This is a genomic window from Psychrobacter sp. LFX-11D, from assembly GCF_904846475.1.
In the GTDB taxonomy this organism is placed as follows: domain Bacteria; phylum Pseudomonadota; class Gammaproteobacteria; order Pseudomonadales; family Moraxellaceae; genus Psychrobacter; species Psychrobacter cryohalolentis.
Genome location: NZ_CAJHAV010000001.1, coordinates 163868 through 188862, shown reverse-complemented (window position 1 = coordinate 188862; position 24995 = coordinate 163868). Strand labels below are relative to the sequence as shown.

The window sequence follows — 24995 nt, the reverse complement described above, 5'->3', positions numbered from 1 at the left end:
GCTTGATATTTGATAGCGTTAATATTTAAAAACCGCCTTGAATCACTTATTATGAGTGCTCAAGGCGGTTTTTTTATGGACGTAAAATATAACTAAAATTAGAAAATATGCTATATGGCAACGTCTTTAGGTACATGGATATCAATGCGAAGCTTAGGTAAATTTGCTAAATAATGGGCTATGAGAGGCAATATATCAATATGCCAATCTAATGGAAGCGCGTTTGTTATAAGAGACTCATTGGTCGAAGGATTGGCTTCATTGCGTGAATGGCTATAAATAAGGGGACGGGCAAGCAGAGCAATGTGACGGATACTTTGATAGCGTATCAGCGTTGTCAGTTGTTGTCGTAAATCTACTAAAGCTGCCGTCAACCAGCGTACTCTTACTGGATGATAAGGGTGATCTGATATAACAAGGTTGGCAATATAACTGGGTTGGTTGCCATTACTACTGATACTAAGCCCAGCCTGTTCACGTATGCGTTTATGCAGCAAACAGCTACCAACCATTAAGCTACCATCACGGCACGCACGATAGTAACGTTGATAATTATCAGGATATAGGGTTTTTGCGCGAGTCAAAATAGGATCTAAAAGGAGACCAGCGCTATTAACAGGAAGTATGAGCAGCTGAGCGCTGCTATTTAGAATAGGATTATGAGTGAGTTGCAAAGATGCCATCATCAACCCCTGAATAAAAGCATACATTATTTGGCGATAACTGCTAATTAGTGGTGGTTTTAACCGCAGTATCAGCCTCTAATTGGGCAATTTGTTGCTCAAGTAATGCGATTTCTTGAGCCTTAAGTTCGGTTAATTGTTTGGTCATGGCAATCTGTTCAGCAGCGAGCTTTTCTTGTTCGGCTAAGCGCTTACGTTCATCTTCTAAACGATCAATCTCTTCTTTGGCTAAGCTGTTCGTTTTTGGTAATGGGGCTTCTAAGATGGCTTTAGAATCTGGGATATCAGAATCCGTCATGCTAGCGCTACCTTGATTTTCATCATCAATAATATTATTAACGTCATCTTCTAATGGTACAGAAGCAATCTGTGTAGACTTATCTTGTTCAGAAGTCACCGGCAAATTTTCAGCAGAGCTCTGATTAGATTGAGGTGCCGTGCCTTTCCAAACGAAATAACCGATTAACAGCACAATTAATAAAATACCAAACCACCATTTTTGACGTGGCTTAGCAGAATGGGTAGATTTTTTTGAGACTTTATGGGAGAAAGGACGCATTTTTTTGCTTTTCATACTACGTTCAATTTAGGTTAAAGATATCCTGCCATACTATAGCAAACTCGAAATAAAAAAGCCCATCTATTGATAGAAGGGCGATTAAATACAGCATTGTTTATAGCAATCATGAGATATGACTGTCTGATCGTCAAATATAAAGAGTTATTCTTTGAATTTGACCGTCCCACTGGTTCCGGTAATCATAGCGTCACGAGTTAATTGGTCCTCAAGATGGTTCTTTGCGCTGATCTCATCAGGATCAGGGCGATGTTCAGTATGCCCGCATAGCGTACATTCAATATATTCATCAGGCGCTGGCACAACGATATTGACCTGTACTACCGCATCCATGACCTGACATTTCGGGCAGCGAACGCCCGCTAAAAACTGCCGCTTTGGGCGCGTTGATTGATAGCGCATTTAAATCACCTCGCGTGTTATTAAGGCATTGGCAGCCGTACTACTTTTAGTCTGGTCTTCAGTATCAGAAAAACCGCTATGACGTAGCAAAGCATCAATACTGGCGCTACGACCACGGAAATTTTCAAAATTCACCTTAGCTGGAAAACTACCGCCCACTGATAAAATAGTCTCACGGAAGGCTTTACCTGTGATGGGATTAAAAATGCCGTCTTCTTCAAATTTACTAAAAGCATCAGCAGACAACAGCTCTGCCCATTTATAAGAATAATAACCAGCGGCATAACCACCAGCAAAAATGTGACTAAAGCCATTGGCAAAGCGGTTGTAATCAGGCGTCTGTAAAATGGCAATATCATTACGTACGCTGTTAAGCGTAGTCAAGATACCTTCATAATTAAGCGCTGGCGTGTGCGCATGAATCAACAAATCAAACAAAGAAAATTCGATTTGACGGAGCGTTTGCAAACCACTTTGGAAGTTTTTGACTGCCAATAGCGCATCGAGTTTCTCTTTTGGTAATGGCGTGCCAGTTTCGACATGACTGCTAATAAGAGCAATACCTTCCGCCTCCCATGCCCAGTTTTCCATAAACTGGCTTGGCAGCTCGACCGCATCCCACTCAACGCCATTGACCCCAGCAACATCACCTACCGTTACTTGAGTCAACAGATGATGTAAACCGTGACCAAACTCATGAAACAAGGTGACAACTTCATCATGAGTCAATAAGCTTGGCTTACCATCGAGTGCTGGGGTGAAGTTACCGACCATAAAGCACACTGGTAGCTGTTGGTGGTTTTGCTCTTCATAACTATAACGTGACTGAAAGCCACTCATCCAGGCGCCGCCGCGTTTACCACTACGGGCAAATAAATCAAAATAAAAACCGCCAAGCAAGTTATCATCAGCATCAAATAACTGATAAAAACGCACCTCATCATGCCAGCGTGATACGGATTCATTTTGCTCTTGTACTTTGATGCCGTATAAACGCTCAACGATAGCGAATAACCCGCTAATCACTTTTGGTAATGGGAAGTACGGGCGAATCTCTTCTTGTGATAAGCTGAACTCGCTTTGTTTGACCTTTTCGGCGATATAAGCACTGTCCCACGGCTGCAAATCTTCAATACCGTAATCTTGCGCATATTTTTGCAATTGCGCCAAATCTTGCGCAGCAGTTGGCGTTGCTTGCACTGCTAAATCACGTAAAAAGGTTTCTACTTCTGCCACGCTGTCTGCCATTTTGGTCGATAGCGATACCTCTGCATAGTTATGAAAACCCAATAGTCTGGCTTTTTGTTCACGTAACTGCAAAATCTCACTCATAATATTTGCGTTATTTAGAGACTGACCTTTAGCATTAGTATGCTCATCAAACTCAGAGCCGCGAGTGACATAGGCACGATATAACGTCTCGCGTAAGTTGCGATCATCGGCATGGGTCATAATGGCAAGATACACAGGAATATTTAAGCCTGCCACATAATAAGGCGTCGATAAGGTATCAATCTCTGTTTGCGTGAGCGAACCATTTGCAAGCTGGCTTGTTTTATATTGCTCACCAGCATCGGCTATTAATGCCAAACCACTTTCAGTCAAACCTGCTAACTGCTCTGTTTTAAGCGGCAACGCATAAGCTTGAGTGGCGTCTAAAACATGGTCTGAGAAAGTGGCTGATAACGTAGACAGCTTACTTTGAATGACTGCAAATTTATCTTGCTCAGCTTTTGGTAATGCGACCCCTGATAACTCAAAGCTACGTAGCGCAAGCTCAATAGCTCGTGCTCGTGCCGGCTCAAGCGCTGCGAAGAAAGCTTTATCGTTGACAATCGCTTGATAACGACTAAATAGCGGCTGATGCTGCCCAACGCGCGTACCATAAGCTGATAGCTTTGGTAACAGCTCATGATGGACATGGCGGATCTCATCATTGCTCATGACACTATTCAGATGCGACAAAATGCCCCAACTGCGATCCAATGCCAAATTGATGTGGTCAAAGTTTTTTATATCAATTAGCGCTTGCTCAGCGTCTATCGAGGTAGACGTATCCTTGCTATCTGTAGACACCTTCAACTCATCTAAAAACGCATTAGCCGTGTCAATGGCGCTGATTACTTGCTGTTGCAAAGTGCTTGGTGCAGTATCGGCAAAATCGACAAGATGTAACTTTGAAGAAATAGAAGTCATAAAAGGTTCCGTTATAAATAATGAGTTTGACAGATAAAAGGGTTTAATTTGGCGTAATTATTCAAATCGTTCAAATGATTAACAGGCATTACTGTTTATATTTTAAAGATATATTAAGATCAAGGTTTCTTAATGTTAAATAGTTTGATGTGAGGCTAATCGTTATGGTGTATTGATAAACATTGTTAATAATCAGCATTGTAATATTTAAATAATGGGTCTTCATTAATGAAAATACAAGCTGGAAGCTTGAGCTCTGCTAAGCTGTTAATCAAGTGACCTTTATTAAGGCTACTGTTATTAAGGTTATTGTGGCAAGCGTTGATATTATTTACAAAGCATCATCATTTGCTTGCAAATTAACCCTATAGCTTGTGTGGTCAAGTTGGTAGTGTAATAGGATAACAGGCGTTAATAGTGCTGTAGTATGAATAGCCTGTTAAGCATGCTATGTTATTAAGAGTATGCAGTCGCCTGACCGCAAAAATCTAGAATAAGTAACAGGCAAGGCGTACCAAAAGTAGTATTGGAAATTTATAGTCATAAAACAAGGAGTATTAAATGAAAGCAACTCTCAAAAGCTTACGCGAGACAAAGGCGAATCCAGCAGTCAGTATTTTTGTCAAAACGCACCGCGAACACCCTGCTAATGACAAAGACCCTATTGCCCTAAAAAACCAATTAAAAGTCGTCGAAGAACGTCTAACCAATGAGTATGACAAGCGTACAGCGACCACTATCTTAGACAATATCCATGCTAAGACCAAAGAGCTGAATCATAATCTTAATCTAGATACCTTAGCTATTTTTGCTAGTACTGACGATGTGCAAGTGATCCGTATGCCTATTGATACCACTGAGCGCGTGGTTATCTCACATCGTTTTGCGACCCGTGATTTAGTGCGTGATATGGCAAGCGCTGTGCATTATTATACTTTGGTATTGACTCGTGATAAGGCACGTTTAATTGAAGCCTCTAATGATCGCGTGATACGAGAGTTCGATCTAGACGATACTGCCCAAAATAATATGGAAAACATTCCTTTTCCTATCGACAATAATGGACTTCATACGACAAGCGATGGCGGATCAGATCGCTCAGCGAATAATGAGAGTAGTGCGTTAAAAGAGTTCTTTAACCAAGTAGATAAGAGTGTTCAAGAGCTGTGGGGCGAGCATAAAATGCCGCTAGTCGTAGTCGGTGATAGCAAAAATATTGGCTACTATAAAGATGTTTGTGACCGTCCGGATAATATCATCGCTACGGTATCAAACGCCACCAATCTAGATGAGGGTGGTGCACAGCATGTTATCAACAGTGTACAAGAAGCAGTAGAAGGTTATCGTACCTCCTTACACCAAGCGGCACTGGGCGAGATTGATAAAGCGCGCGGGGCGAACAAACTACAGACTGATTTGCAAGAAGTCTATCGCAGTGCTTTTCAGGGTATAGGCGATACCTTGTATGTCCGCCGTGGCTATATTCAACCAGCCAAAATTAATGAAAAAGCGCAAACGCTAAGTCTTGCGGACGACTCAAGTGCAGAAGGTATCACTGATGATGCTATTGGTGAAATCATTGAGCATGTCATTCATAATGGCGGTAAAGCGGTCTTTATGCCACAAGATATTATGAATGCAGACCAACCGATTGCTCTTGTCACCCGCTATTAATAGATGACATAGGCTCATTAACGAATTAGCCATTGGTCATTGATAGCACATAGGTATAGTATGAGAGCATTGGTTCAGTATGGGCCAATGCTCTTTTTACATGTATGGTTTTCTAGTGCCTCGATTCTATTTCAAACGATTATTTTTTATTTTGAGCTGACCATATTCAAAACCCAATATCTACTCTATAAATACTGAGTTTATGACTACTACCATTATGACTAATACCACCTCTTTTGTACTCACAAGTTATAACATTCATAAAGGCATGTCGCCGATGAATCGCCAGGTCAAAGTTCAGGGTATCGCCCAAGCACTTGATATTATAGGTTCCGACATACTCTGCCTACAAGAAGTACAGGGGCAAAACCTTAAGCGCAATATTCAATATAACGAGTACCCTGACCAGTCTCAGCACGAATGGTTTGGTGAATATCTGCAACTAGAAAACAGTTATGGCAAAAATTCAGAGTACGATAACGGCCATCATGGCAATGCGGTGTTGAGCCGATTTCCACTTGATCCCAAGCACAACGTCAATATTACGGTCAATAAGCTTGAGCAGCGCGGGGTTTTACACTGTGAAGTGCAGCCGGTAGGTTGGGAGGTGCCAGTGGTGGTTTTATGCGCCCATTTAAACCTATTTGAGCGCGATCGTATCAAGCAATATGAAGCGATTTCTAACTATGTCAGAGATGAGATTGCCCCTGACCAGCCACTGATTTTGGCGGGCGATTTCAATGACTGGAAAAAAATGTCTTGTGATAGATTGGCATCAAGCTTGGGTATGACGGAAGCTTTTAAACATTGTCACGGCAAGCTGCTGCCTACCTTTCCAGCAAAGCTACCTGTATTGAGTTTAGACCGTATCTATGTCCGTAATCTCAGAATAAAAGATGCTTGGGTACATACGGGTAAACCGTGGTCAACTCTGTCTGATCATCTGCCTTTGAGTGCAGAACTGGCGTTGCTATAGAGTAAAAATTATTAATAGAATAAAGAACGCTAAACTAAAATAAACAAGGATGATATACAATGTCTGATAAAAGCATACCAATGACTCAAAATGCCGTACTCATACGTGAGTTTGGTGAACCTGAAGTCATGATATACCAAGATGATATTGCCGTACCTGATTTGACAGATGATCAAGTGCTGGTAAAAGTTGCTTATGCCGGCATCAATCCAGTCGATTATAAAACTCGTCAAGGTAAAGGCTGGGGCGCCACCAATATCCAAAAAGATAAGTTTGATCATAATCAACCAGCGATTTTGGGTTTTGATATGTCAGGCACAGTAGTTGAAAGTCAAAGTACGAAATTTGCTGTTGGTGATAAAGTCGCAGCATTAACTTTTAACGGTGGATGCTATGCTGAATATGTCGCTGTTGATGCTAAAATGCTGGCACGTGTACCTGAAGCTGTCACCTTAGAGCAGGCAGGCGCATTACCTTGTATCGGACAAACGGCGCTACAATTTGTTGAGTTTGCTGATATCAAAGAGGGCGAGCATGTAGTGATGAATGCCCCAGCAGGCGGTGTTGGTCATCTATTGATACAGCTTTTGATGAAAAAAATCGCTAAACATAATATCAAAGTTACGCTTATTTGCTCAGCAGAAAAGTATAAAAAACTGGATAGCCTGATAGATACTAGCCAGCTTACAGGCTGGATTGATTACACCAAAAATGGTCCGTTTCCTGAGCTGCAAGCCGACGTCTTATTGGATTTGGTCGGTGATGAAGCGGGTGTAAGGGCGCTAGACGTTGTCAAAGAGTCTGGACGTGTATATGTACTACCAACAATTTGGGTAGATAAACTCAAAGAAGCAGGCAGTCAAAAAAATCTAAGCGTTGAAGGTTATGCGGCTCAGCGTAATGGCGAGGATATGGCACGAGTACTACAGCTAGTGGCAGATGGTCAGCTAACTTTACGTTTGCAAAAGACTTATCCATTGTCAGAAGTCGTTATCGCCCATCATGAGCTGCAAAAAGGCGATGCTTTTGGTAAATTGGTATTGAAAGTCAGTTGAGCCGAGGTTGATTGGATAATAGATTTAGCTAATGGTTAGCTTCGATTATTTGGATATATTTGCCGAAAAGTTAAGCTAATGCGTCCTGTGGTTACCTTTTTAGTCTTGGTAATACTGTGCTTCCAAAAGCTCTGAGTATCACCATGCATGACAATTAGCTGACCTGACTCAAGATAAAGCTCAACTTTATCTTGAGTTTTTTTATGCTTAAAGACAAATTTACGCGTAGCACCAAGAGATAATGAAGCAATAACTGGTTGCTCACCAAGCTCTCGTTCATCATCGGCATGATAGCCCATACCATCCTCACCAGAAGGGTAATAGTTAAGTAAACAGGAATTAAAATTGGCATCAATGCCAAGATCTAATAATTTCTGTTCGATATGATGTTTCACATGAAACACAGTCTCTGTCCAAGGTATGGTTTGACGCGTATGACCAGAGTACTGATAGTCAATATCGCTATCACCCATCCAAACGATTTGACGCGTTGTGACATGTGTCTTGCCAAATAAAGTAACGATATCTTCTTGCCAAGGTAACTCAGTCACCAAGTTATAAAATAAGGGGCTGGGATAATCGATCACAATTCCTAAGTCATTTACCTGACCGTCATAAGGCAACAGGTTGTCAGTCGGTTTGGGCGCAAAAAGGTCAGTCATAGGTCAGCTTATTTATTGCTCTGATAATGCTCATTGATAATTTGAGCGCAGATTTCTGGCGCCTCCATGGGTAATAAATGTCCATACTCTGGTAAGGAAATAATACTGCTATCAGGAACAAATTTGTGCCATTGTTTACGCACTTTTGGATTGATAAATAAGGTGGGTTTGCCAGTAATCAAAGTGTAAGGGCAGCTTAGCTTTTTAAGCGCCGCATCAATATGAGGGGCACCAAAATAATTAGCTAACTCTTGTTCTGGTGAGAATAGCAGAGTATAGCTACCGTCATTATTAGCGCTCAGGCTTTGTGTAGCAAAGGTTTTTAGGTTTATATCACTAATACGTTGATATGCCCGCTGCTCCCTCAAGTAATCGAAGTATTCCTGAATACTTGCCCAAGTGGTTTGCTTAGTTAATGTGCTTTTAAAGGGTTCTTGGCTTAATAAAAACTGCCGCGGCAACAGATTATATATTCTTGCTTGTTTTTTGGTAAAGGTAACAGGCTCGATAAGGTAGAGCTCTGAGAAAAGCTCTGGACGCTTTGCTGCCGCTATTGCAGTAGCAGTTGCGCCCTGCGAATGTCCAATACCAACAACTGGTTTATCTTGGGTTTTTTCTAAAAAATCAATCAGCATCTCAGCATCTTGCTCACGCGTTAGGCGGCGTGCTTGCGGCTTATCATACCAATAGCCGCGTAATGCCAATGAGCTCAGCTCAAAGCTGGCTGCCAGCTCATTTAACAATGGTGCATAGGTACCAACGGTAAAGCTGTTACCCCCATAAAAATGGGCAGGCGCACGTTTATAATCAGTTTGATTGGCTGAGCCTAGTTGCTGTAAGTCATAATAGCGAGCCTGTCTGCCAGCAAGGTTGATGCGATTTGTATAAGCTTCCATAAAATAAACACGTCCCTGTGAGAAGTTGCTCTTAGTAAAACGCTTTTAATTAACTGTCTTCACCTAAGAAGCCGCCGCTTTGGCGATGCCATAATCGTGCATAGATACCATGTAGATTCAATAGTTCATCATGGCTGCCCTGCTCAATAATTTGACCTTTATCCATCACAACCAGTCTATCAAGAGCGGCAATGGTTGATAAGCGATGGGCGATGGCAATAACTGTCTTGCCAGTCATAATATCGTTCAGGCTTTCAGTAATTGCAAATTCGATCTCAGAATCGAGCGCACTGGTGGCTTCATCTAACAGTAGAATAGGCGCGTTTTTTAGCATAACGCGTGAGATGGCAATACGTTGACGCTGCCCACCCGAAAGTTTGACGCCGCGTTCGCCAACTTGAGTATCAAGCCCCATGTTGCCCTTATCATCATATAAATCTTTGATAAAGTCCCATGCCTGAGCTTGTTTTGCTGCGATGATAATCTGCTCGTCAGTAGCATCAGGACGACCATAAGCAATATTTTCGCGTACGGTACGATGTAATAAAGAGGTATCTTGGGTCACCATGCCGATTTGCTGACGTAAGGACTCTTGGGTCACCTCATCAATCGCTTGACCATCAATGAGGATTTTACCTTTATCGACATCAAAGAAGCGTAAGAGTAGATTGACCAAGGTGGATTTGCCAGCACCTGAACGTCCAACCAGACCGATTTTTTCGCCGGGTTTGATGTCCAAGTAAAAATTATCGAGAAGTTTGATAGTAGACGTGGCTGATAGGTTGCCGTCGTTTAAATTTCCACCATCATTATTGTCTGCATCATCGTTATCATTCTCATAACTAAAATCAACATGATCGAAGACGATACGACCTTCTGTCACTTTTAAAGCTGGTGCATCGGGTTTGTCAATGATGGTTTGCGGTGCAGATAAGGTACGCATACCGTCCTGTACCGTACCGATACTTTCAAACAAACTTGCCGTCTGCCACATAATCCAGCGCGTTAAACCATTCAAGCGTAGCGCCATGGCAGTTGCAGCAGCAATAGCACCGACACCAATGGCTTCTTGTTGCCATAAATACAAGCCAATACCGGCAGTACTACTGACCAAAACAACACTAATCAAATGCGTTGAAAACTCAAGATAGCTGACCCAGCGCATTTGTGCATGGACGGTACCCAAAAACTGCCCCATGGCGTTTTTGGCGTAACTGAGCTCACGGCGCGAGTGACTAAACAGCTTGACGGTCATAATATTGGCGTAGGCATCAGTAATGCGCCCCGTCATCAAGGCGCGAGCATCTGCTTGTACGATAGCCGTTTGTTTGAGTTTAGGTATGAAATACCACATCGCAAGCCAAACTAATACAAACCACGCGATAAAGGGGATCAGTAGCAAGCTATCAAGATTGAAGAGAATGATACCTGAAGTAATAAAATAGACCGCGACATACATAAACATGTCAGTAACTGTCATAACGGTATCACGCACTGCCAATGCCGTTTGCATCACTTTAGCAGAAACGCGACCGGAGAATTCATCTTGATAAAACTGCATCGATTGACCAAGCATACGCTGATGAAAACGCCAGCGCATCTGCATCGGGAATACCCCTTGCAAGGTTTGAAAATGGATAAATGAGGATAAGGCAATCCATAATGGGCTGACAATCATCACCGCCAGCATAAGCAGCAGCATGTCGCCTTTTTCTAGCCACAGATTTTGCGGGGTATAAACCCCAAGCCAGTCAACGATATTTCCAATCCAAGCAAAGAGCATGGCTTCGTAAATACCAATACCGGCTGACAAAATCATAAACAGCAGTAGCCAGCCGCGTAAACCATTGGTGCACGCCCACAAAAATTTCAGCATGCCATCACGAGGTAAGGGTAGTGGCATCGGTGTTTCAGGGAAGGCAGGTAGGCGACTTTCAAAAAAGCGAAATAGAGTGTTCATAGGCAATAGCAATACGTCAAGATAAGCGTAAGTAGACGCCATCTTGAGCCATTATATAAGTGAGTAAGTAGGCATCTATTTTAGCAAATCTTGACCAACACGCTTACAGGCTAATTGTAATTTGAACGCATCAGACACTCATAGGACCATCTGATGATACATGGGCATAAATAGCTTGCTGCATAAGAAATATATTGTTACATTCTATGGTTTTTTCTCCTTTTAAATTAACACTGATATATACCCTCGATATGATGGATGACTAAGGTAAAGCGTTATGATGTATTTAACGATAGCAGTGCTGTGTAGCGTTGCCGTCTCTGTGTTACTTAAAATATTGCGCCAACGTGATATTGATATTCGTCAAACCATCGTTGCCGGCTATCCGGTCGCCTTTTTATTGACTTGGTTTTTACTCAAGCCAGACGTCAGTGGCATGAGTAACCTTGGTGGAGCATGGGCAATTATTATCGGCCTTGGTGTACTACTGCCTGCGGTATTTATTATACTCGGGCGCGCGATTGAAGCAATCGGTATGGTAGCTACTGATGCCGCTCAGCGACTGTCCTTGATCATTCCTATTGTCGCCGCTTTTTTATTATTTGGTGAAGTATTGACAGGCATACGCGTTTTTGGCTTATTGCTCGGGTTTTTGGCGCTCGGGGCGCTGATTTATCGTCCGCAGCAGGGTGAGATTAGCAAACAAGCCAAACATACACCGCTATGGTTGTTTGGCGTCTGGGCAGGCTATGGCGTTATTGATATTCTATTTAAACAAGTTGCCAAGCAAGGTGCTGCCTTTCCACTGACACTCTTTGTCAGTTTTGGGTTGGCAGGTCTGCTATTGTTGATTTATCTGCTCATCATGCGCGTACGCTGGCAGGGCAATGCACTTGCAGCAGGGATATTACTTGGTGCGCTAAATATGGGTAATATTTATGCTTATATTCGCGCTCATCAAGTATTGTCAGAATCGCCAAGTATCGTCTTTACTGGGATGAACGTTGGTGTGATTGCTGTTGCTACTCTTATAGGCGTTGGAGTATTTAAAGAATCACTCAACCGTATTAATATATTGGGTTTATTATTGGCGATTTTCTGTGTCGCAGTCTTGTTTTTGGCGTAGATATTTTTGGCGTAATATAGGTATAACAACAATTTTATAAATGCTTTTGCCGTTCAGTTATAGGCACATATAGCATCCTATGGTAAGGTTATCTACGAACAGTTAAACTAATATCAGCTAAAAATATCATTTGTGACACTTGACCTCAATAAATAAAATAGGATGCTCTTTCCATGGAATATCAAAACCAATATAACAAACAGCTACAACGTATCAAAAATGGTTCAGGATTTATCGCAGCCCTTGACCAAAGTGGTGGCAGCACGCCAAAAGCGTTAGAGAATTATGGAGTTATGGGCGATGCCTATGACAATGACGAAGCCATGTTTGACCAAGTGCATGAGATGCGAGCGCGTATCATGACGTGCGACTGCTTTGATAATGAGCGGGTACTTGGCGCGATTTTGTTTGAAGATACTATGGAGCGCGCGGTCAATGGTAAGCCCACTGCCAACTATTTATGGGAAGACAAGCAAATCGTCCCGTTTTTAAAGGTGGATAAAGGCTTAGCAGAGCGTATGAATGGCGTGCAAGTCATGCGCCCGATGCCAAATCTAGATCTATTATTGGACAAAGCAAAAAACTATCCAGTATTTGGTACTAAAATGCGCTCCGTGATTTATGAGCCAAGTGTTGATGGCATTGAGTTAGTTGTCCAACAGCAGTTTGACGTAGCAAAGCAAATCCTATCAAAGGGTCTAATGCCGATCGTTGAGCCAGAAATTGATATCAATAGTGAGAAAAAGCATGATTGTGAGCTGATTCTTAAAACCAGTATTTTGCATAATCTTGAGCGCTTAAATGATGAGCAACAAGTGATGCTCAAATTAACCTTACCTGAAGAAGCCGGATTTTATCAAGAACTGATTGATCATCCGAAAGTATTGAAAGTCGTGGCATTATCGGGTGGTTATAGTCGCACGGATGCCTGCGCAAAATTGAAGCAAAATCCGGGTATGATTGCTAGCTTCTCGCGTGCCTTTACTGAAGGCTTGAGCAAGCAGCAAAGCGATCAAGAGTTTGCTGATACTATTAATACTTCGATTGATGAGATTTATCAGGCTTCTAAAATTTAACTTTTAGAGTCTAATTTGAAATTTTAAGTTTAAAGCATTCATCTATTAGTATAAAAAAAGCCCCTGTTATGTGCAGGGGCTTTTTTTATACTTGAACAATAGTTGTTAGCGTTGTATTTCTATACTTTTTTATATAACTGCCGAGCTTCTTTGTGAGATTTTTCTGTCAGTTTATTTGGCATTTAGTCCTTTGGCATACTCACGGACATTCTGAGTGATTTTCATTGAACAAAACTTTGGACCACACATGGAGCAAAAGTGTGCCGTCTTGTGTGCATCTTTGGGTAAGGTTTCATCATGAAATTCGCGCGCGGTATCAGGGTCGAGCGCCAGATTAAATTGATCATCCCAGCGGAATTCAAAACGGGCTTTTGATAAGGCGTTATCACGAGCTTGTGCGCCCGGATGACCTTTGGCAAGGTCGGCGGCATGGGCTGCGATTTTATAAGTGATGATGCCGTCTTTGACATCCTTTTTATTCGGCAGACCCAAATGCTCTTTTGGGGTGACATAACACAGCATGGCGGTGCCAAACCAGCCAATCATCGCCGCGCCTATCGCACTAGTGATATGGTCATAACCCGGTGCGATATCGGTGGTTAAGGGTCCTAGTGTATAAAAGGGCGCATCAGCACAAACTTCAAGCTGCAAATCCATATTCTCTTTAATACGGTTCATCGCTACGTGTCCCGGACCTTCAATCATGACCTGTACGTCATGCTTCCATGCCACTTGCGTCAGCTCGCCAAGGGTACGCAGCTCACCAAACTGCGCTTCATCATTGGCATCTTGCAAGCAGCCCGGACGTAAGCCATCGCCCAAACTAAATGCCACATCATACTGTTTCATAATCTCGCAGATGTCTTCAAAATGAGTATATAAAAAGCTTTCTTTATTATGAAACATGCACCACTGTGCCATGATAGAGCCACCACGCGAGACGATACCGGTTAAGCGTCCAGCAGTTAGCGGAACGTATTCAAGCAATACGCCAGCGTGAATAGTGAAGTAATCAACGCCTTGCTCGGCTTGCTCGATAAGGGTATCGCGAAATATCTCCCACGTTAAATCTTCGGCTACGCCATCGACTTTTTCTAATGCTTGATAAATCGGCACCGTACCAATCGGTACAGGTGAATTACGAATCAGCCATTCACGGGTTTCATGAATATGGTTACCAGTAGACAGATCCATGATGTTATCCGCACCCCAACGCGTCGCCCATGTCATTTTCGAGACTTCTTCATCGATAGAAGAACCCAGCGCTGAGTTACCGATATTGGCATTAATTTTCACCAAAAAGTTACGCCCGATGATCATCGGCTCAGATTCAGGATGATTGATATTGTTCGGGATAATAGCGCGACCCGCGGCAACTTCACTGCGTACAAATTCTGGGGTGATAATCGCTGGCGTGTGCGCACCAAAAGTCTCGCCTTCGTGCTGGCGCATATCAGTCAGCTCATGCTGTTTTTGGGTTTCGCGGATAGCTATATATTCCATTTCTGGGGTAATAATGCCACGGCGAGCATAGTGCAATTGAGTAACGTTACCTACTTTCCCATCAACAGCTTTAGCACGGCGAGGCTTGTCAATATGAGCAAAGCGTAAGTTTGCAGTACTGATATCACGTGCGCGCGCCAGACCGTATGAGCTTGATAAACCAGCTAGCTGTTCGGTATCACCGCGCTCATCTATCCAACCTTCGCGTAGTTTTGGCAGACCTTTGGTCAAGTCAATTGCGGCATTGGGGTCGGTATAGACGCCTGAGGTGTCATAGACATAAAACGGTGGATTTTGCTCCCACTCGGACTCGGACACGCCTTGGATAGGAGTAGGGTCAAGGGTAATCTCGCGCATCGGCACTTGAATATCAGGGCGTGAGCCTTCGATATAGACTTTGCGAGAGGCAGGCAAAATGCGATGTAGGTCGCGTGCGTCTTCTTCAAAACGGGCGTCAGTTTCGCTGCGATGGGCGGGAGTTTTTAGTGCGTCTGCTTTGCTTGCTTTTACAGGGGTATGTGTGGTGGCTTGCGAGCCAATATCTGAAATAGTCATATGCTGTCCTAGCGTGTTGGTTTTTGAATAAAATCAACACCGCCAGTATCTGCGGGGCAAGCCTATCCCATATCGATAAATTCAATCACGAAACAATAATGCTATCAAAATAAATTTTAATAGCATTATCTATAAAGGATTGGTCGGGCATCATTTTATTTATTGGCATACAGCAATATAAAGCGCTGCTAGATATGAACAATAATAAGAAGGCATTTCTGCGCGCCCTTTATACAGATATAACATAAGCTTAAGACTTCCCTGCGTCGGTACTAACCGCATCAGGTTCGGCGGGTGGTTTCTCAGCGACCATACGTCAACTGCATATTAAGCAGTCAATATATATCGCACCCCGAGTCTGTCAGTGTTGTGAATCTTCTTAATACTATCAAACTTCGACGACAAGTCCTAGTCATTTACCGATTTGTTAGTACCGTTTCAATATTAACTTTCTGGTGTCCATCCCTGAGCACGCTCATAATCTTCATTATCTAAAAATTTATCGCGCTGCTCAGTTAAAAATTGCTTCGCTTTTGGATCCAGCATACTAAGATGGTTTTCGTTAATCAGCATGGTTTGCTGCTCAAGCCACTCTTTCCAAGCCTTTTCAGACACGGTTTCTTGCAGTTCTTGACCTTTTTTATTCGGAAAAGGCGGATGCGGCATTTTTGGTAACTCTTGCTGATATTTGCGGCAAAAAACGGTATTGGCTTGTGGGTTAAAGGTTTCGGTCATGAATGACTCCTGTTTATAATGGTTTTTTTAATGAGGTTAATAACAAATGATATTACCTAATACTGTACCTGATTATGCTCAAAAAAACACCCGCAACGAAGGCGGGCATTTTTAATAATAAAGCGCTAATACTATTAAACAGATATTAAGCGAATAATTCCAATCGAGTACGACCACGGCTGACGGCTTGTTTGACTTGATTCGGCGCAGTACCGCCCAAATGATCACGCGCGGCAAGTGAGCCTTCTAAGGTTAAATACTCAAACACGTCTTCACCAATCGCATCGCTAAACTGCTGGAGTTGCGCAAGAGATAAGTCGCTTAAATCAACGCCCTCAGCAATGCCCAAAGCGACGGCATTACCGACCACTTCATGAGCATCACGGAACGCTACGCCACGGCGCACCAGATAATCCGCTAAATCAGTTGCAGTTGCATAACCTTTCATCGTGGCGGCGCGCATATTTTCTTTATTCGGCGTGATATTTGGTAGCATATCAGCAAATGCTAGTAATGAACCGGTCAAGGTATCAACACAATCAAATAGCGGTTCTTTGTCTTCTTGATTGTCTTTATTATAAGCAAGCGGCTGGCTTTTCATTAGGCTAAGTAGCGTCATTAATTGACCAAATACGCGTGCGGCTTTACCACGAACCAACTCTGGTACATCAGGGTTTTTCTTTTGCGGCATGATAGATGAGCCGGTACAAAAGCGGTCAGGAATCTGCACAAAGTTAAATTGTGCTGACATCCAAAGAATAATCTCTTCGCTCATGCGTGACATATGCATCATTAAAATAGATGCTGCCGAAGTAAACTCGATGGCAAAATCACGATCTGATACGGCATCTAGCGAGTTTTGGCAAATACCTTCGAAACCTAATAGCTCAGCGGTAATGGTACGGTCAATTGGAAAAGTCGTACCAGCAAGTGCCGCGCTACCAAGCGGCATTTGGTTAATGCGACGACGGGCATCGACTAGGCGCTCGGTATCACGGTATAGCATCTCAAACCATGCCATGACATGATGACCAAAGCTGACCGGCTGCGCGGTTTGCAAATGGGTGAAGCCTGGCATGATGGTATCAGTATGTTGCTCAGCCAAATCTAGCAAGCCACTTTGCAAGCGCACCAATAGCGCAATGATATTATCAGTCTCTTCGCGTAACCAAAGACGAATATCAGTCGCCACTTGGTCATTACGGCTGCGACCGGTATGCAGCTTTTTGCCTACCGCGCCGACGATATCGGTCAGGCGCGATTCGACGTTCATATGCACGTCCTCTAACGCAATCGACCAATTAAACTCACCGGCTTCGATTTCGCGTAGCACTTGATGCAATCCATCAATGATCGTTGCAACGTCATCAGCTTCCAAGATACCGCATTCTCTGAGCATGGTCGCATGGGCAATTGAGCCTTGAATATCGTGGCGGGCAAAGCGCTGGTCAAAACCAACCGATGCGGTAAAGGCTGCCACAAAGCTGTCGGTCGCTTCACTAAAGCGTCCTCCCCACATCTGCTGACCCTGACTACTAGTAGTAGGGCTGTTCTGTGCGGCAGCGTTTGTTATTGAAGCATCTGTGCTAAACTCAGAAGCAGATGAATTTTTATTTGAATCAGGATTACTAAGGTTTGAAGAATTGGCGTTCATATCAGTCTAAGACAAGTCAAGAGAATAAGAACTCAAGTATAGCAAATGATGAGGTTGCCTTACTAGCGGAGCGCTTAGAGTTTTTTATACCCAAGCTCATGGAAATCATGAAACCTTGGCAATGGCTGCTGGCAATCTTTTTTTGGTCGCTTTTTTTAGCGATTGTCGATCGTCATAGCGTTGTCAATGAAACACAATTTGCCATAAAAATGACGGCAAGATTTATCCAAACCACCTTAACACTACTGCCTTCCTTTTATCTCATTGACTATCTACGCCCTGTTTTTAAACGTATGCGTACATTGAAGGTGAGCTTATATGTTCTGTTCATCATTACTATCAGTGCCATTATCACGTTGATATTGGTTCTGTTATTGATGATCAATACAGGCGCCTTTACCTTTACTCTCACTGCTTTTATTTCAACCGTTATCTTTAATACTTTAATTATTGCAGGATTTACTATTACGGGATTGCTGATCTTTTTACGTCGTTATCGTGAGATGATGGCGTTGAAGCAATCTTTTGAAAAAAAGCTTGCCGCCCAAAATGATGTATTAAAAGCGCGTCTGGCACCGCATTTCTTTTTTAATACCATCAATACCTTGATGTCACTGATTGAGACCAATCCTTCTCGCGCTGCCGATTTATTACAACACGTTTCAGTATTATTTCGTGCCAGCTTTAATGGCGCGCGCGAGATCAGTTTTGCAGAAGAGGTGGCACTTTGTGAGCATTATTTGGCCATTGAGGCGATTCGATTGGCAGACAAGTTGGTAGTAAGTTGGCAGCTGCCTGATGAAAATACCATGTATGACATGGTCATCACCGCTTTGAGTTTACAGAGCGTGATTGAAAAAATGCTGCTGAATGTGGTTGAGAGGAGCACTGAAACTGTATATATCGATATTCATGTCACGTGGCTACAGCACCGTGTGGCAATCACCATTAACGTGCAATTACCTAAAAATAGTTTAATGATCCATCATGATTTGCGCCAACATATGGATTTTCATATTCAAGCGCAGCGCTTACAAGCGTATTTTGGTCAGAGTGCAGATATCCAAAGTAGGGTGACAAGCAAACAGATTATGACCACTATCGATTATCCGCTACAGGACGTTAGCTTATAGCTTTTTTAACCGTGGCATATTTATTGCAGCATTTATTATATCGCACGAATAGTATGGACGGATAATAAGTCTGATTAAGGTAAATCTATTATCAAAAACCATTATTTCCCTATACTAGATGATAGGTTATAAGTGCTAATATATTATTGATATTTTTAAATATATGTTCAAAGTATGCCCTTGAAAGGAGCTTGCATGCGGATCGTAGTTTGTGATGATGAACCATTAGCTCGTGAACGTTTGGTTAGGATTGTTAAAGAGTCAGGTCATGAGGTGGTTGCCCAAGCAAAGACGGGTATCGAAGCCATTAGTGCCGTAAAATCTCAGCAGCCAGACATCATATTGCTAGATATTCGTATGCCTGAGATGGATGGCGTACAGTGTGCGCAAGAGCTTGCTAAGCTGGAACATCCGCCCGCAATCATCTTTGTGACGGCCTATGATCATTATGCCATTGCCGCTTTGAAAGCCAATGCCATTGGTTACTTGCTAAAGCCTGCCAATAAAGATGAGTTGCTCGAAGCCCTAGAAAAAGCCACCAATCTCAATGCGGCGCAGCTCAATGAGATTCGTAAACTTGAAAGTCCAACGTCTCGTCCAGTGCGCGAACATATTGCAGCGCGTACCCATCGCGGTGTTGAGCTGATAAAACTCAAAGATATCTACTATTTTACGGCAGATCAGAAGTACGTCAAAGTACGGCACAAGGATGGCATCGTGCTCATTGATGACACCTTAAAAGAGCTTGAGCAAGAGTTTGAAGACAAGCTGTTCCGGGTACATCGTAACGCTATCATCAATATCAAATATTTAGATTTTTTAGAGACTTTAGATGCCGGCCAATATCAGTTACATTTTAAAGGAATTGATGAGACTTTGGCAGTGAGCCGCCGCCATTTACCAGGGCTGCGCGAAAAGATTCAAAACATCTAAGCATGCCTCACTTTGTCTCCTAAAATAATCACGCCATATCATCAAACCCTTATTTATGCTTAAATAGGGGTATTTTTTTTGCATTATTATCGTTATAAACCATTTTTATGCCCCATCTTGGGCGAAAAACTCACATTATCGTCGAGCAATGACCGTTTAGTATTAAAATTATTGAGGCCTTTTATGAGCACCATGCAGCAACCTGCTTTGACTACCTTAAATATCGCTACGCGCCAGAGCCCACTGGCATTATGGCAAGCTGAGCATATTCGTGATCGATTACTAGCTTTGTATCCTGAGATGACAATTAATCTGCTAAAAATTGTCACTAAAGGTGACAAAATTTTGGATACGCCACTGGCTAAAATTGGCGGCAAAGGTTTATTTGTTAAAGAGCTTGAGCAAGCACTGTATGACAAGCAAGCAGATATCGCAGTGCACTCACTCAAAGACGTGCCCATGGATTTACCAGAAGGGTTGACGCTAGGCGTTTATTGCAAACGTGCTTCACCAACCGACGCTTTTGTATCGAATACTTATCATAGTATCGATGAGTTGCCACAAGGGGCGGTAGTCGGTACTGCAAGTTTGCGTCGTCAGTGTCAAATCAAAGCTTATCGTCCCGATTTGCAAATTAAAACCCTCCGCGGCAATGTCGGCACGCGACTAAGCAAGTTAGATGCGGGCGAGTATGATGCGATTATTTTGGCGACTAGTGGTCTACAGCGCATTGAGCTTGATGCACGTATTCGTAGTGAGTTGGATATCAATATTTGCTTGCCAGCAGTTGGGCAAGGCGCGTTAGCAATTGAATGTCGTGAAGATGATGCCGACGTATTAAAATTATTGGCACCACTCAATGACGACAAAGCCCGTATCCGCTTAATCGCTGAGCGCGCATTAAATCGTCATCTGCAGGGCGGTTGCCAAGTACCTATCGCCGCTTATGCTGTATTACAAAAGGCAGATGCATTGGCTGCTGATAATGATAGCAATGATAATGACAATGGTAACAACGATGCTGGCGATACCTTATGGCTGCGCGGTCGCGTTGGTCAAGAAGATGGTAGCGAGCTGCTTAAGGTGGACAAGCGCCAGACGTTAACAGGCAGTCAAGCTGAGCAAGAAGCCCAAGCAAACCAGTTGGGTATCGAAGTTGCTGAGATGTTATTGCAAGCTGGTGCTGGTGAGATTCTATCAGCGATCTATCATCCTGAGTAATAGCTAGTCTGTATAACACTGGATCATCATTATCAACTCAGTCATAGAGTTATCATGGTTTAGATGACTCTATGATGGTGCTAACTCTATTTGCTTTTTTCACGGTATATTTATGTCTTGGTCATCATCTAAGTCCACGGATTCAAATCAACCAATTAATACGCCATTATTGCTGCCGCAGATCGTCATCAATACGCGCCCAGTCGAGCGTGCCGCCCCACTGACGCGACATTTACAAGCGGCAGGTATGTCGGTTGTTGATATGCCGATGTTGACACTGCAACCGCGTTTGACCACTGATAGTGATATGATACTGATGCGCCAGTGGCTAGCAGGCGAGTATCAAGCATTGGTCATCGTTAGCCCGACAGCGGCAGCCTCAGGTTTGGCTATTTGGCAGTTGCTTGAGCGTGAGCACCAAGCTAATGGCGCGACTGATAAAGCAGTAGAGGCTATAGAAGGTAGCTCTAATATTTTAGTAGCGCCAAGCCATCTGATTGCGGTTGGTGAAGCGACTGCTGCTGTGTTAAATGAGGCAAAGTTAGCAAACGCCAGTTATCAAGTACTGCAGCCTGCTATTGCTAATAACGAAGGTATGCTGGCGATGCCTGAGATTGATAGCCTGCAGGCGGGGGATAAGCTACTCGTGTGGCGAGGTCTTGGTGGACGACGATTATTGGTCGATACTTTGCAAGCGCGCGGTGTGCATATCGATAGCATTGCTTGGTACGAGCGCAAAATGCCTATTGATGCCATGATGCAGTATCAGCAATGGCTACAAGATTTCAATAATCGAAATGCGACCGTTGGCATAACCGCGTCGCAGCAAGCAAAACCTATTGTCATTGTAAGTAGTGGTACCGCATTTGAGCATTGGGAAAGTATCGTTCAGGCTGCCAAAACATTCGATGTAACAGAAAAAAACCATGTAATGTCAGTCAATGCGCCACTTAAACTATCAGACTTTTCTTATGTGGTATTGGGTGAGCGCTTAGCCAATATGGTTGCTGAGCAAAATTTAAGTTATTGGCGCGTAGAGGATTTAGCGCCAGAAACCATTCTCACTGCTATTAAGACAACCAGCTTATAATATTTGAAATACAGTTAATTTGAGATAAAAAGAGACGTTTAGCGTAACGTGCTACTACTCTAAAATTACTTAAATTATTTGCTCAACTGTTTACGCTTAACCTTATCAATCATGAACGGTGTGGCCTTATGCCAATGAATTCTGAATCGTTATCGAAAGATCCTTCTGCTCTTCAGCAGCGCCGGCAAGCAAATATGTTCTTGTTACGCTTGCAATGGGTGGTTATTTTATTGTTGATAGGCGTCTTACTGTGGCTATATATCAGTCAGCAGCGTTTTCAGCATACGGTCAATGAGCGCTTGCAAAGTAATGAGCAAGTTGTCAGCCGTTTAAATGAGATGGACGACCGCTTATTTGCGATGAGTCAACAAACGCTGCCAGCGACTAGTGCAGCAGTCAATAGCCAAGCTCAAAATCAGCTTGATTTATTACGTATCCAGATACAAGCTGCTGATAGGTTGCTGGCAGACAGTAATGGCAGTGCGGCGATTGATTTATTGCAAGGTCTACATTGGCAGCTTTCACAAAAAAGTAACGAGATTGCGCCTGCACTAACGGTCGTCATCAAGCAAAGCTTGGTTAAAGATATTGAGCGCTTACAAGCGAGAAGCGCTCAGCCAAGCTCTTGGCAGCTACAAAATCTTGCGATTCAAAATATCCAAGATTTTTTATATCGCCATGAGCGTGCTGCTAATACTGAGCTCAACAGTGCACCACAGAAAAACACAACGACGAGCCAATTTACTGACAATAGCCGTTTAACGCGTCGGCAGCTGACGATTCATGAAGCCATCATGACCTTAAATCTAGCCAGCCAAGCCAGCAACATGCATGATCGTGATCAGTTAGTCATGTATTTAAATCAAGCACGTAAGCAGCTGCAAACGCTGATGCCTAAACAAGCAGAGTCACAGGCTTCTATCGATAACAAGCAACAGTCAGAAAAAAATGACTTGCAGACCAAATCCTCTCCTAAGAATATGCCAGAAGTGATCGAAGATTTGGATAGACTGATTGTTAATGCACCAAAAGCATCGCCATTATTAACCTCACAGATTTTAAATAAGCCGCAACGTTAATGCACTACTGATTTATACGATTGTTTTAAAGTATTATTGTTTTAAAGTATTATTGTTTTAAAGTATTATAAAAATAAGAGACAGGCAGTTATGGAACTTTTCAATCAAACATCTATCATTGATAATTTGGATAATCATCGTCCTGAAGAGCTAGCGCATTATCCTATTATCCATCAGCAGCCGATTCATTGGGGTGAAATGGATGCCTTTAATCACCTAAATAATGTGGTGTACTATCGCTACGCTGAGTCAGCCCGTATTGACTATTTGCAGGCGCTGGGCATGTTTGATGGCAATATGGTTACGGTATTGGCACAATCAAGCTGCCAGTATTTGCGCCCAGTGATTTTTCCTGATACCTTGTTATTAGGCGTTCGTTGCCAGCGTTTGGGTACCACCAGCATAGTAATCGAGTACAGCTATTATAGTATGGCACAAGCTGCCATCGTTGCGACCGCTGAGGCAGTGATAGTGCGCTTGGAGAGCAATGGTCAAGATAAAAAGCCATGGACGAACGAGGAGCGTGAACGACTACTAGCTCTAGAAGCAACGTTCGGTCATATCCCACAACTCTAAGTATGATGCTTTGTGGTTAAGCTTTGAGCAAATAATAAAAAAGGCGCACCAACCTCAGTTGATGCGCCTTTTTTATTGATCATAAGTTTCTATTAATTAAGCCTATTAATCTTGCTTTGGTGCATGGACAAAATCAACCACGTTCAAATCAAAACCTGATAAGGCATAAAACTTCATTGGTGATGACAAGAGGCGCATATCACGTACCCCTAAATGACGCAAAATCTGTGCGCCAACACCAATACTGCGATATGGTTGCTGTGTGATGGTAGACAGAGCTTCATTCAATGCCGCCTTATCCAAGGCATCACCTAAGTCAGTCGGCTCATGATTGCCAATCCAAACCAAGACACCACGCTCTGATGCACTGATCTCTTCTAATGCTGAGCGTACGCTCCAGCCGCTACGACCAGTGGTATCATTTTTGGCAGCGAATAAATCGCGTAGAGGATGGAAACCATGGACGCGAACAGTGCTAATACCTTGACTCACATCGCCTTTAACCAAAGCTAAATGGGTTTCAGTCGCACCGAACTCACGGAAACGATGTAAGGTAAAAGTGCCATACTCGGTCTCAAACGGATGCGATGCAATTTCTTCGACAGTTTGCTCATTAGCAATACGGTAGTTAATCAAATCAGCAATCGTACCAATTTTTAAATCATGTTCCTTTGCAAATACTTCAAGATCATCACGGCGTGCCATGGTGCCATCCGCATTGATAATCTCTACAATCACCGCTGCTGGCTCAAGTCCGGCAAGACGTGCCAAATCACAACCTGCTTCGGTATGTCCGGCGCGGTGCAAGACACCACCATTCTGTGCCATGATTGGAAAAATATGCCCAGGCTGAACGATGTCTTCTGGTTTTGCAGAAGAGGAGACAGCTGCTTGAATGGTACGCGCGCGGTCAGCGGCTGAAATACCCGTAGTCACGCCTTCAGCCGCTTCAATAGAAACGGTAAAATTGGTACTAAATTTTGCCTCATTACGGTCAGACATGAGTGGCAGTGCCAACTGCTGGCAACGTGCTTGTGACAAGGTCAAACAGACCAAGCCACGTGCATGAGTAATCATAAAGTTGATATCTTCAGGGCGCACGTGGGTCGCTGCCATGATAATATCGCCTTCGTTTTCGCGGTCTTCATCATCCATCAAGATGACCATTTTACCTGCACGAATGTCTTCGATAATCTCAGGAATCGTATTTAAACTCATAGTAGATCTCAATAT

22 protein-coding genes and 1 riboswitch are annotated in these 24995 nt (G+C 43.1%); of the genes, 11 read left to right on the top strand and 11 right to left on the bottom strand.

From position 1 onward, the window contains the following. Positions 1 to 110: 110 nt before the first annotated feature. The 4 genes from JMX75_RS00825 to JMX75_RS00810 all read right to left on the bottom strand — a co-directional run bounded on the left by JMX75_RS00825 (position 111) and on the right by JMX75_RS00810 (position 3858). Positions 111 to 683 carry a hypothetical protein gene (locus JMX75_RS00825; RefSeq protein WP_201530579.1) on the bottom strand — a complete coding sequence of 191 codons (573 nt, stop codon included), beginning with the start codon at positions 681 to 683 and terminating at the stop codon, positions 111 to 113. A gap of 43 nt (positions 684 to 726) precedes the next feature. Next, positions 727 to 1257 carry a hypothetical protein gene (locus JMX75_RS00820; protein WP_201530578.1) on the bottom strand — a complete coding sequence of 177 codons (531 nt, stop codon included), beginning with the start codon at positions 1255 to 1257 and terminating at the stop codon, positions 727 to 729. A 147-nt stretch (positions 1258 to 1404) separates the two neighbouring features. After that, positions 1405 to 1662, bottom strand: a complete 258-nt coding sequence (locus tag JMX75_RS00815) for a YheV family putative metal-binding protein (protein WP_133103969.1) — start codon at positions 1660 to 1662, stop codon at positions 1405 to 1407. Next, entirely contained in the window at positions 1663 to 3858 is a 2196-nt protein-coding gene (locus JMX75_RS00810; RefSeq protein WP_201530577.1) for a M3 family metallopeptidase, read from the bottom strand. Between the two features lie 561 nt (positions 3859 to 4419). On the opposite strand from JMX75_RS00810, the gene JMX75_RS00805 reads away from it, so the two are divergent. From JMX75_RS00805 to JMX75_RS00795, 3 genes are all read left to right on the top strand, one after another. Beyond that, entirely contained in the window at positions 4420 to 5532 is a 1113-nt protein-coding gene (locus JMX75_RS00805; protein WP_201530576.1) for a hypothetical protein, read from the top strand. Between the two features lie 217 nt (positions 5533 to 5749). Continuing rightward, positions 5750 to 6508 (top strand): endonuclease/exonuclease/phosphatase family protein, encoded by a 759-nt coding sequence (locus tag JMX75_RS00800; protein WP_041752899.1) that lies wholly within the window; start codon positions 5750 to 5752, stop codon positions 6506 to 6508. A gap of 59 nt (positions 6509 to 6567) precedes the next feature. Then, entirely contained in the window at positions 6568 to 7563 is a 996-nt protein-coding gene (locus tag JMX75_RS00795) for an NADP-dependent oxidoreductase (RefSeq protein WP_201530575.1), read from the top strand. 35 nt (positions 7564 to 7598) lie between these two features. Here JMX75_RS00795 and JMX75_RS00790 read toward each other — a convergent pair whose 3' ends face one another. Genes JMX75_RS00790 through JMX75_RS00780 form a run of 3 tightly spaced genes read right to left on the bottom strand, consistent with a single transcriptional unit; the run spans position 7599 to position 11081 of the window. Then, a complete protein-coding gene (locus tag JMX75_RS00790) occupies positions 7599 to 8225 on the bottom strand; it encodes an alpha-ketoglutarate-dependent dioxygenase AlkB family protein (protein WP_201530574.1) in 627 nt (208 codons plus the stop codon). Positions 8226 to 8233: 8 nt separating this feature from the next. Beyond that, positions 8234 to 9121, bottom strand: a complete 888-nt coding sequence (locus JMX75_RS00785; protein ID WP_201530573.1) for an alpha/beta fold hydrolase — start codon at positions 9119 to 9121, stop codon at positions 8234 to 8236. Positions 9122 to 9170: 49 nt separating this feature from the next. Further along, positions 9171 to 11081, bottom strand: coding sequence for an ABC transporter ATP-binding protein (locus tag JMX75_RS00780; protein WP_201530668.1), 1911 nt, complete (start codon positions 11079 to 11081; stop codon positions 9171 to 9173). Between the two features lie 277 nt (positions 11082 to 11358). Here JMX75_RS00780 and JMX75_RS00775 point away from each other — a divergent pair, with 277 nt between their 5' ends. After that, positions 11359 to 12207, top strand: coding sequence for an EamA/RhaT family transporter (locus JMX75_RS00775; protein WP_201530572.1), 849 nt, complete (start codon positions 11359 to 11361; stop codon positions 12205 to 12207). A gap of 173 nt (positions 12208 to 12380) precedes the next feature. Then, the gene (locus tag JMX75_RS00770; RefSeq protein ID WP_133103961.1) at positions 12381 to 13283 is read left to right on the top strand and encodes a fructose bisphosphate aldolase; all 903 of its coding nucleotides are present in this window, start codon (positions 12381 to 12383) and stop codon (positions 13281 to 13283) included. A gap of 171 nt (positions 13284 to 13454) precedes the next feature. On the opposite strand, the gene thiC is transcribed toward JMX75_RS00770, so the two are convergent. The 3 genes from thiC to argH form a co-directional block, all read right to left on the bottom strand. After that, the gene (gene thiC / locus JMX75_RS00765; RefSeq protein WP_133103960.1) at positions 13455 to 15341 is read right to left on the bottom strand and encodes a phosphomethylpyrimidine synthase ThiC; all 1887 of its coding nucleotides are present in this window, start codon (positions 15339 to 15341) and stop codon (positions 13455 to 13457) included. Positions 15342 to 15582: 241 nt separating this feature from the next. Further along, positions 15583 to 15706, bottom strand: a riboswitch (TPP riboswitch). 79 nt (positions 15707 to 15785) lie between these two features. Continuing rightward, complete coding sequence (locus JMX75_RS00760; protein ID WP_011512469.1) at positions 15786 to 16076, bottom strand: oxidative damage protection protein; 291 nt, start codon at positions 16074 to 16076, stop codon at positions 15786 to 15788. Between the two features lie 145 nt (positions 16077 to 16221). After that, the gene (gene argH, locus JMX75_RS00755) at positions 16222 to 17595 is read right to left on the bottom strand and encodes an argininosuccinate lyase (RefSeq protein WP_011512470.1); all 1374 of its coding nucleotides are present in this window, start codon (positions 17593 to 17595) and stop codon (positions 16222 to 16224) included. A 116-nt stretch (positions 17596 to 17711) separates the two neighbouring features. Here argH and JMX75_RS00750 point away from each other — a divergent pair, with 116 nt between their 5' ends. From JMX75_RS00750 to JMX75_RS00725, 6 genes are all read left to right on the top strand, one after another. Next, positions 17712 to 18863: a sensor histidine kinase gene (locus JMX75_RS00750; RefSeq protein ID WP_201530571.1), complete on the top strand. Its 1152-nt coding sequence runs from the start codon at positions 17712 to 17714 to the stop codon at positions 18861 to 18863. Positions 18864 to 19058: 195 nt separating this feature from the next. Next, positions 19059 to 19796, top strand: a complete 738-nt coding sequence (locus JMX75_RS00745) for a LytR/AlgR family response regulator transcription factor (RefSeq protein WP_201530570.1) — start codon at positions 19059 to 19061, stop codon at positions 19794 to 19796. A gap of 183 nt (positions 19797 to 19979) precedes the next feature. Next, on the top strand, positions 19980 to 21017 hold the full coding sequence (hemC, locus tag JMX75_RS00740) for a hydroxymethylbilane synthase (RefSeq protein WP_201530569.1): 1038 nt from the start codon (positions 19980 to 19982) through the stop codon (positions 21015 to 21017). 112 nt (positions 21018 to 21129) lie between these two features. Beyond that, positions 21130 to 22107, top strand: coding sequence for a uroporphyrinogen-III synthase (locus JMX75_RS00735; protein ID WP_201530568.1), 978 nt, complete (start codon positions 21130 to 21132; stop codon positions 22105 to 22107). Positions 22108 to 22235: 128 nt separating this feature from the next. Continuing rightward, positions 22236 to 23186 (top strand): hypothetical protein, encoded by a 951-nt coding sequence (locus JMX75_RS00730; protein ID WP_201530567.1) that lies wholly within the window; start codon positions 22236 to 22238, stop codon positions 23184 to 23186. 90 nt (positions 23187 to 23276) lie between these two features. Further along, positions 23277 to 23762 (top strand): acyl-CoA thioesterase, encoded by a 486-nt coding sequence (locus tag JMX75_RS00725; RefSeq protein WP_201530566.1) that lies wholly within the window; start codon positions 23277 to 23279, stop codon positions 23760 to 23762. Positions 23763 to 23867: 105 nt separating this feature from the next. On the opposite strand, the gene ribBA is transcribed toward JMX75_RS00725, so the two are convergent. After that, on the bottom strand, positions 23868 to 24980 hold the full coding sequence (gene ribBA, locus JMX75_RS00720; RefSeq protein ID WP_011512477.1) for a bifunctional 3,4-dihydroxy-2-butanone-4-phosphate synthase/GTP cyclohydrolase II: 1113 nt from the start codon (positions 24978 to 24980) through the stop codon (positions 23868 to 23870). Positions 24981 to 24995: the final 15 nt, after the last annotated feature.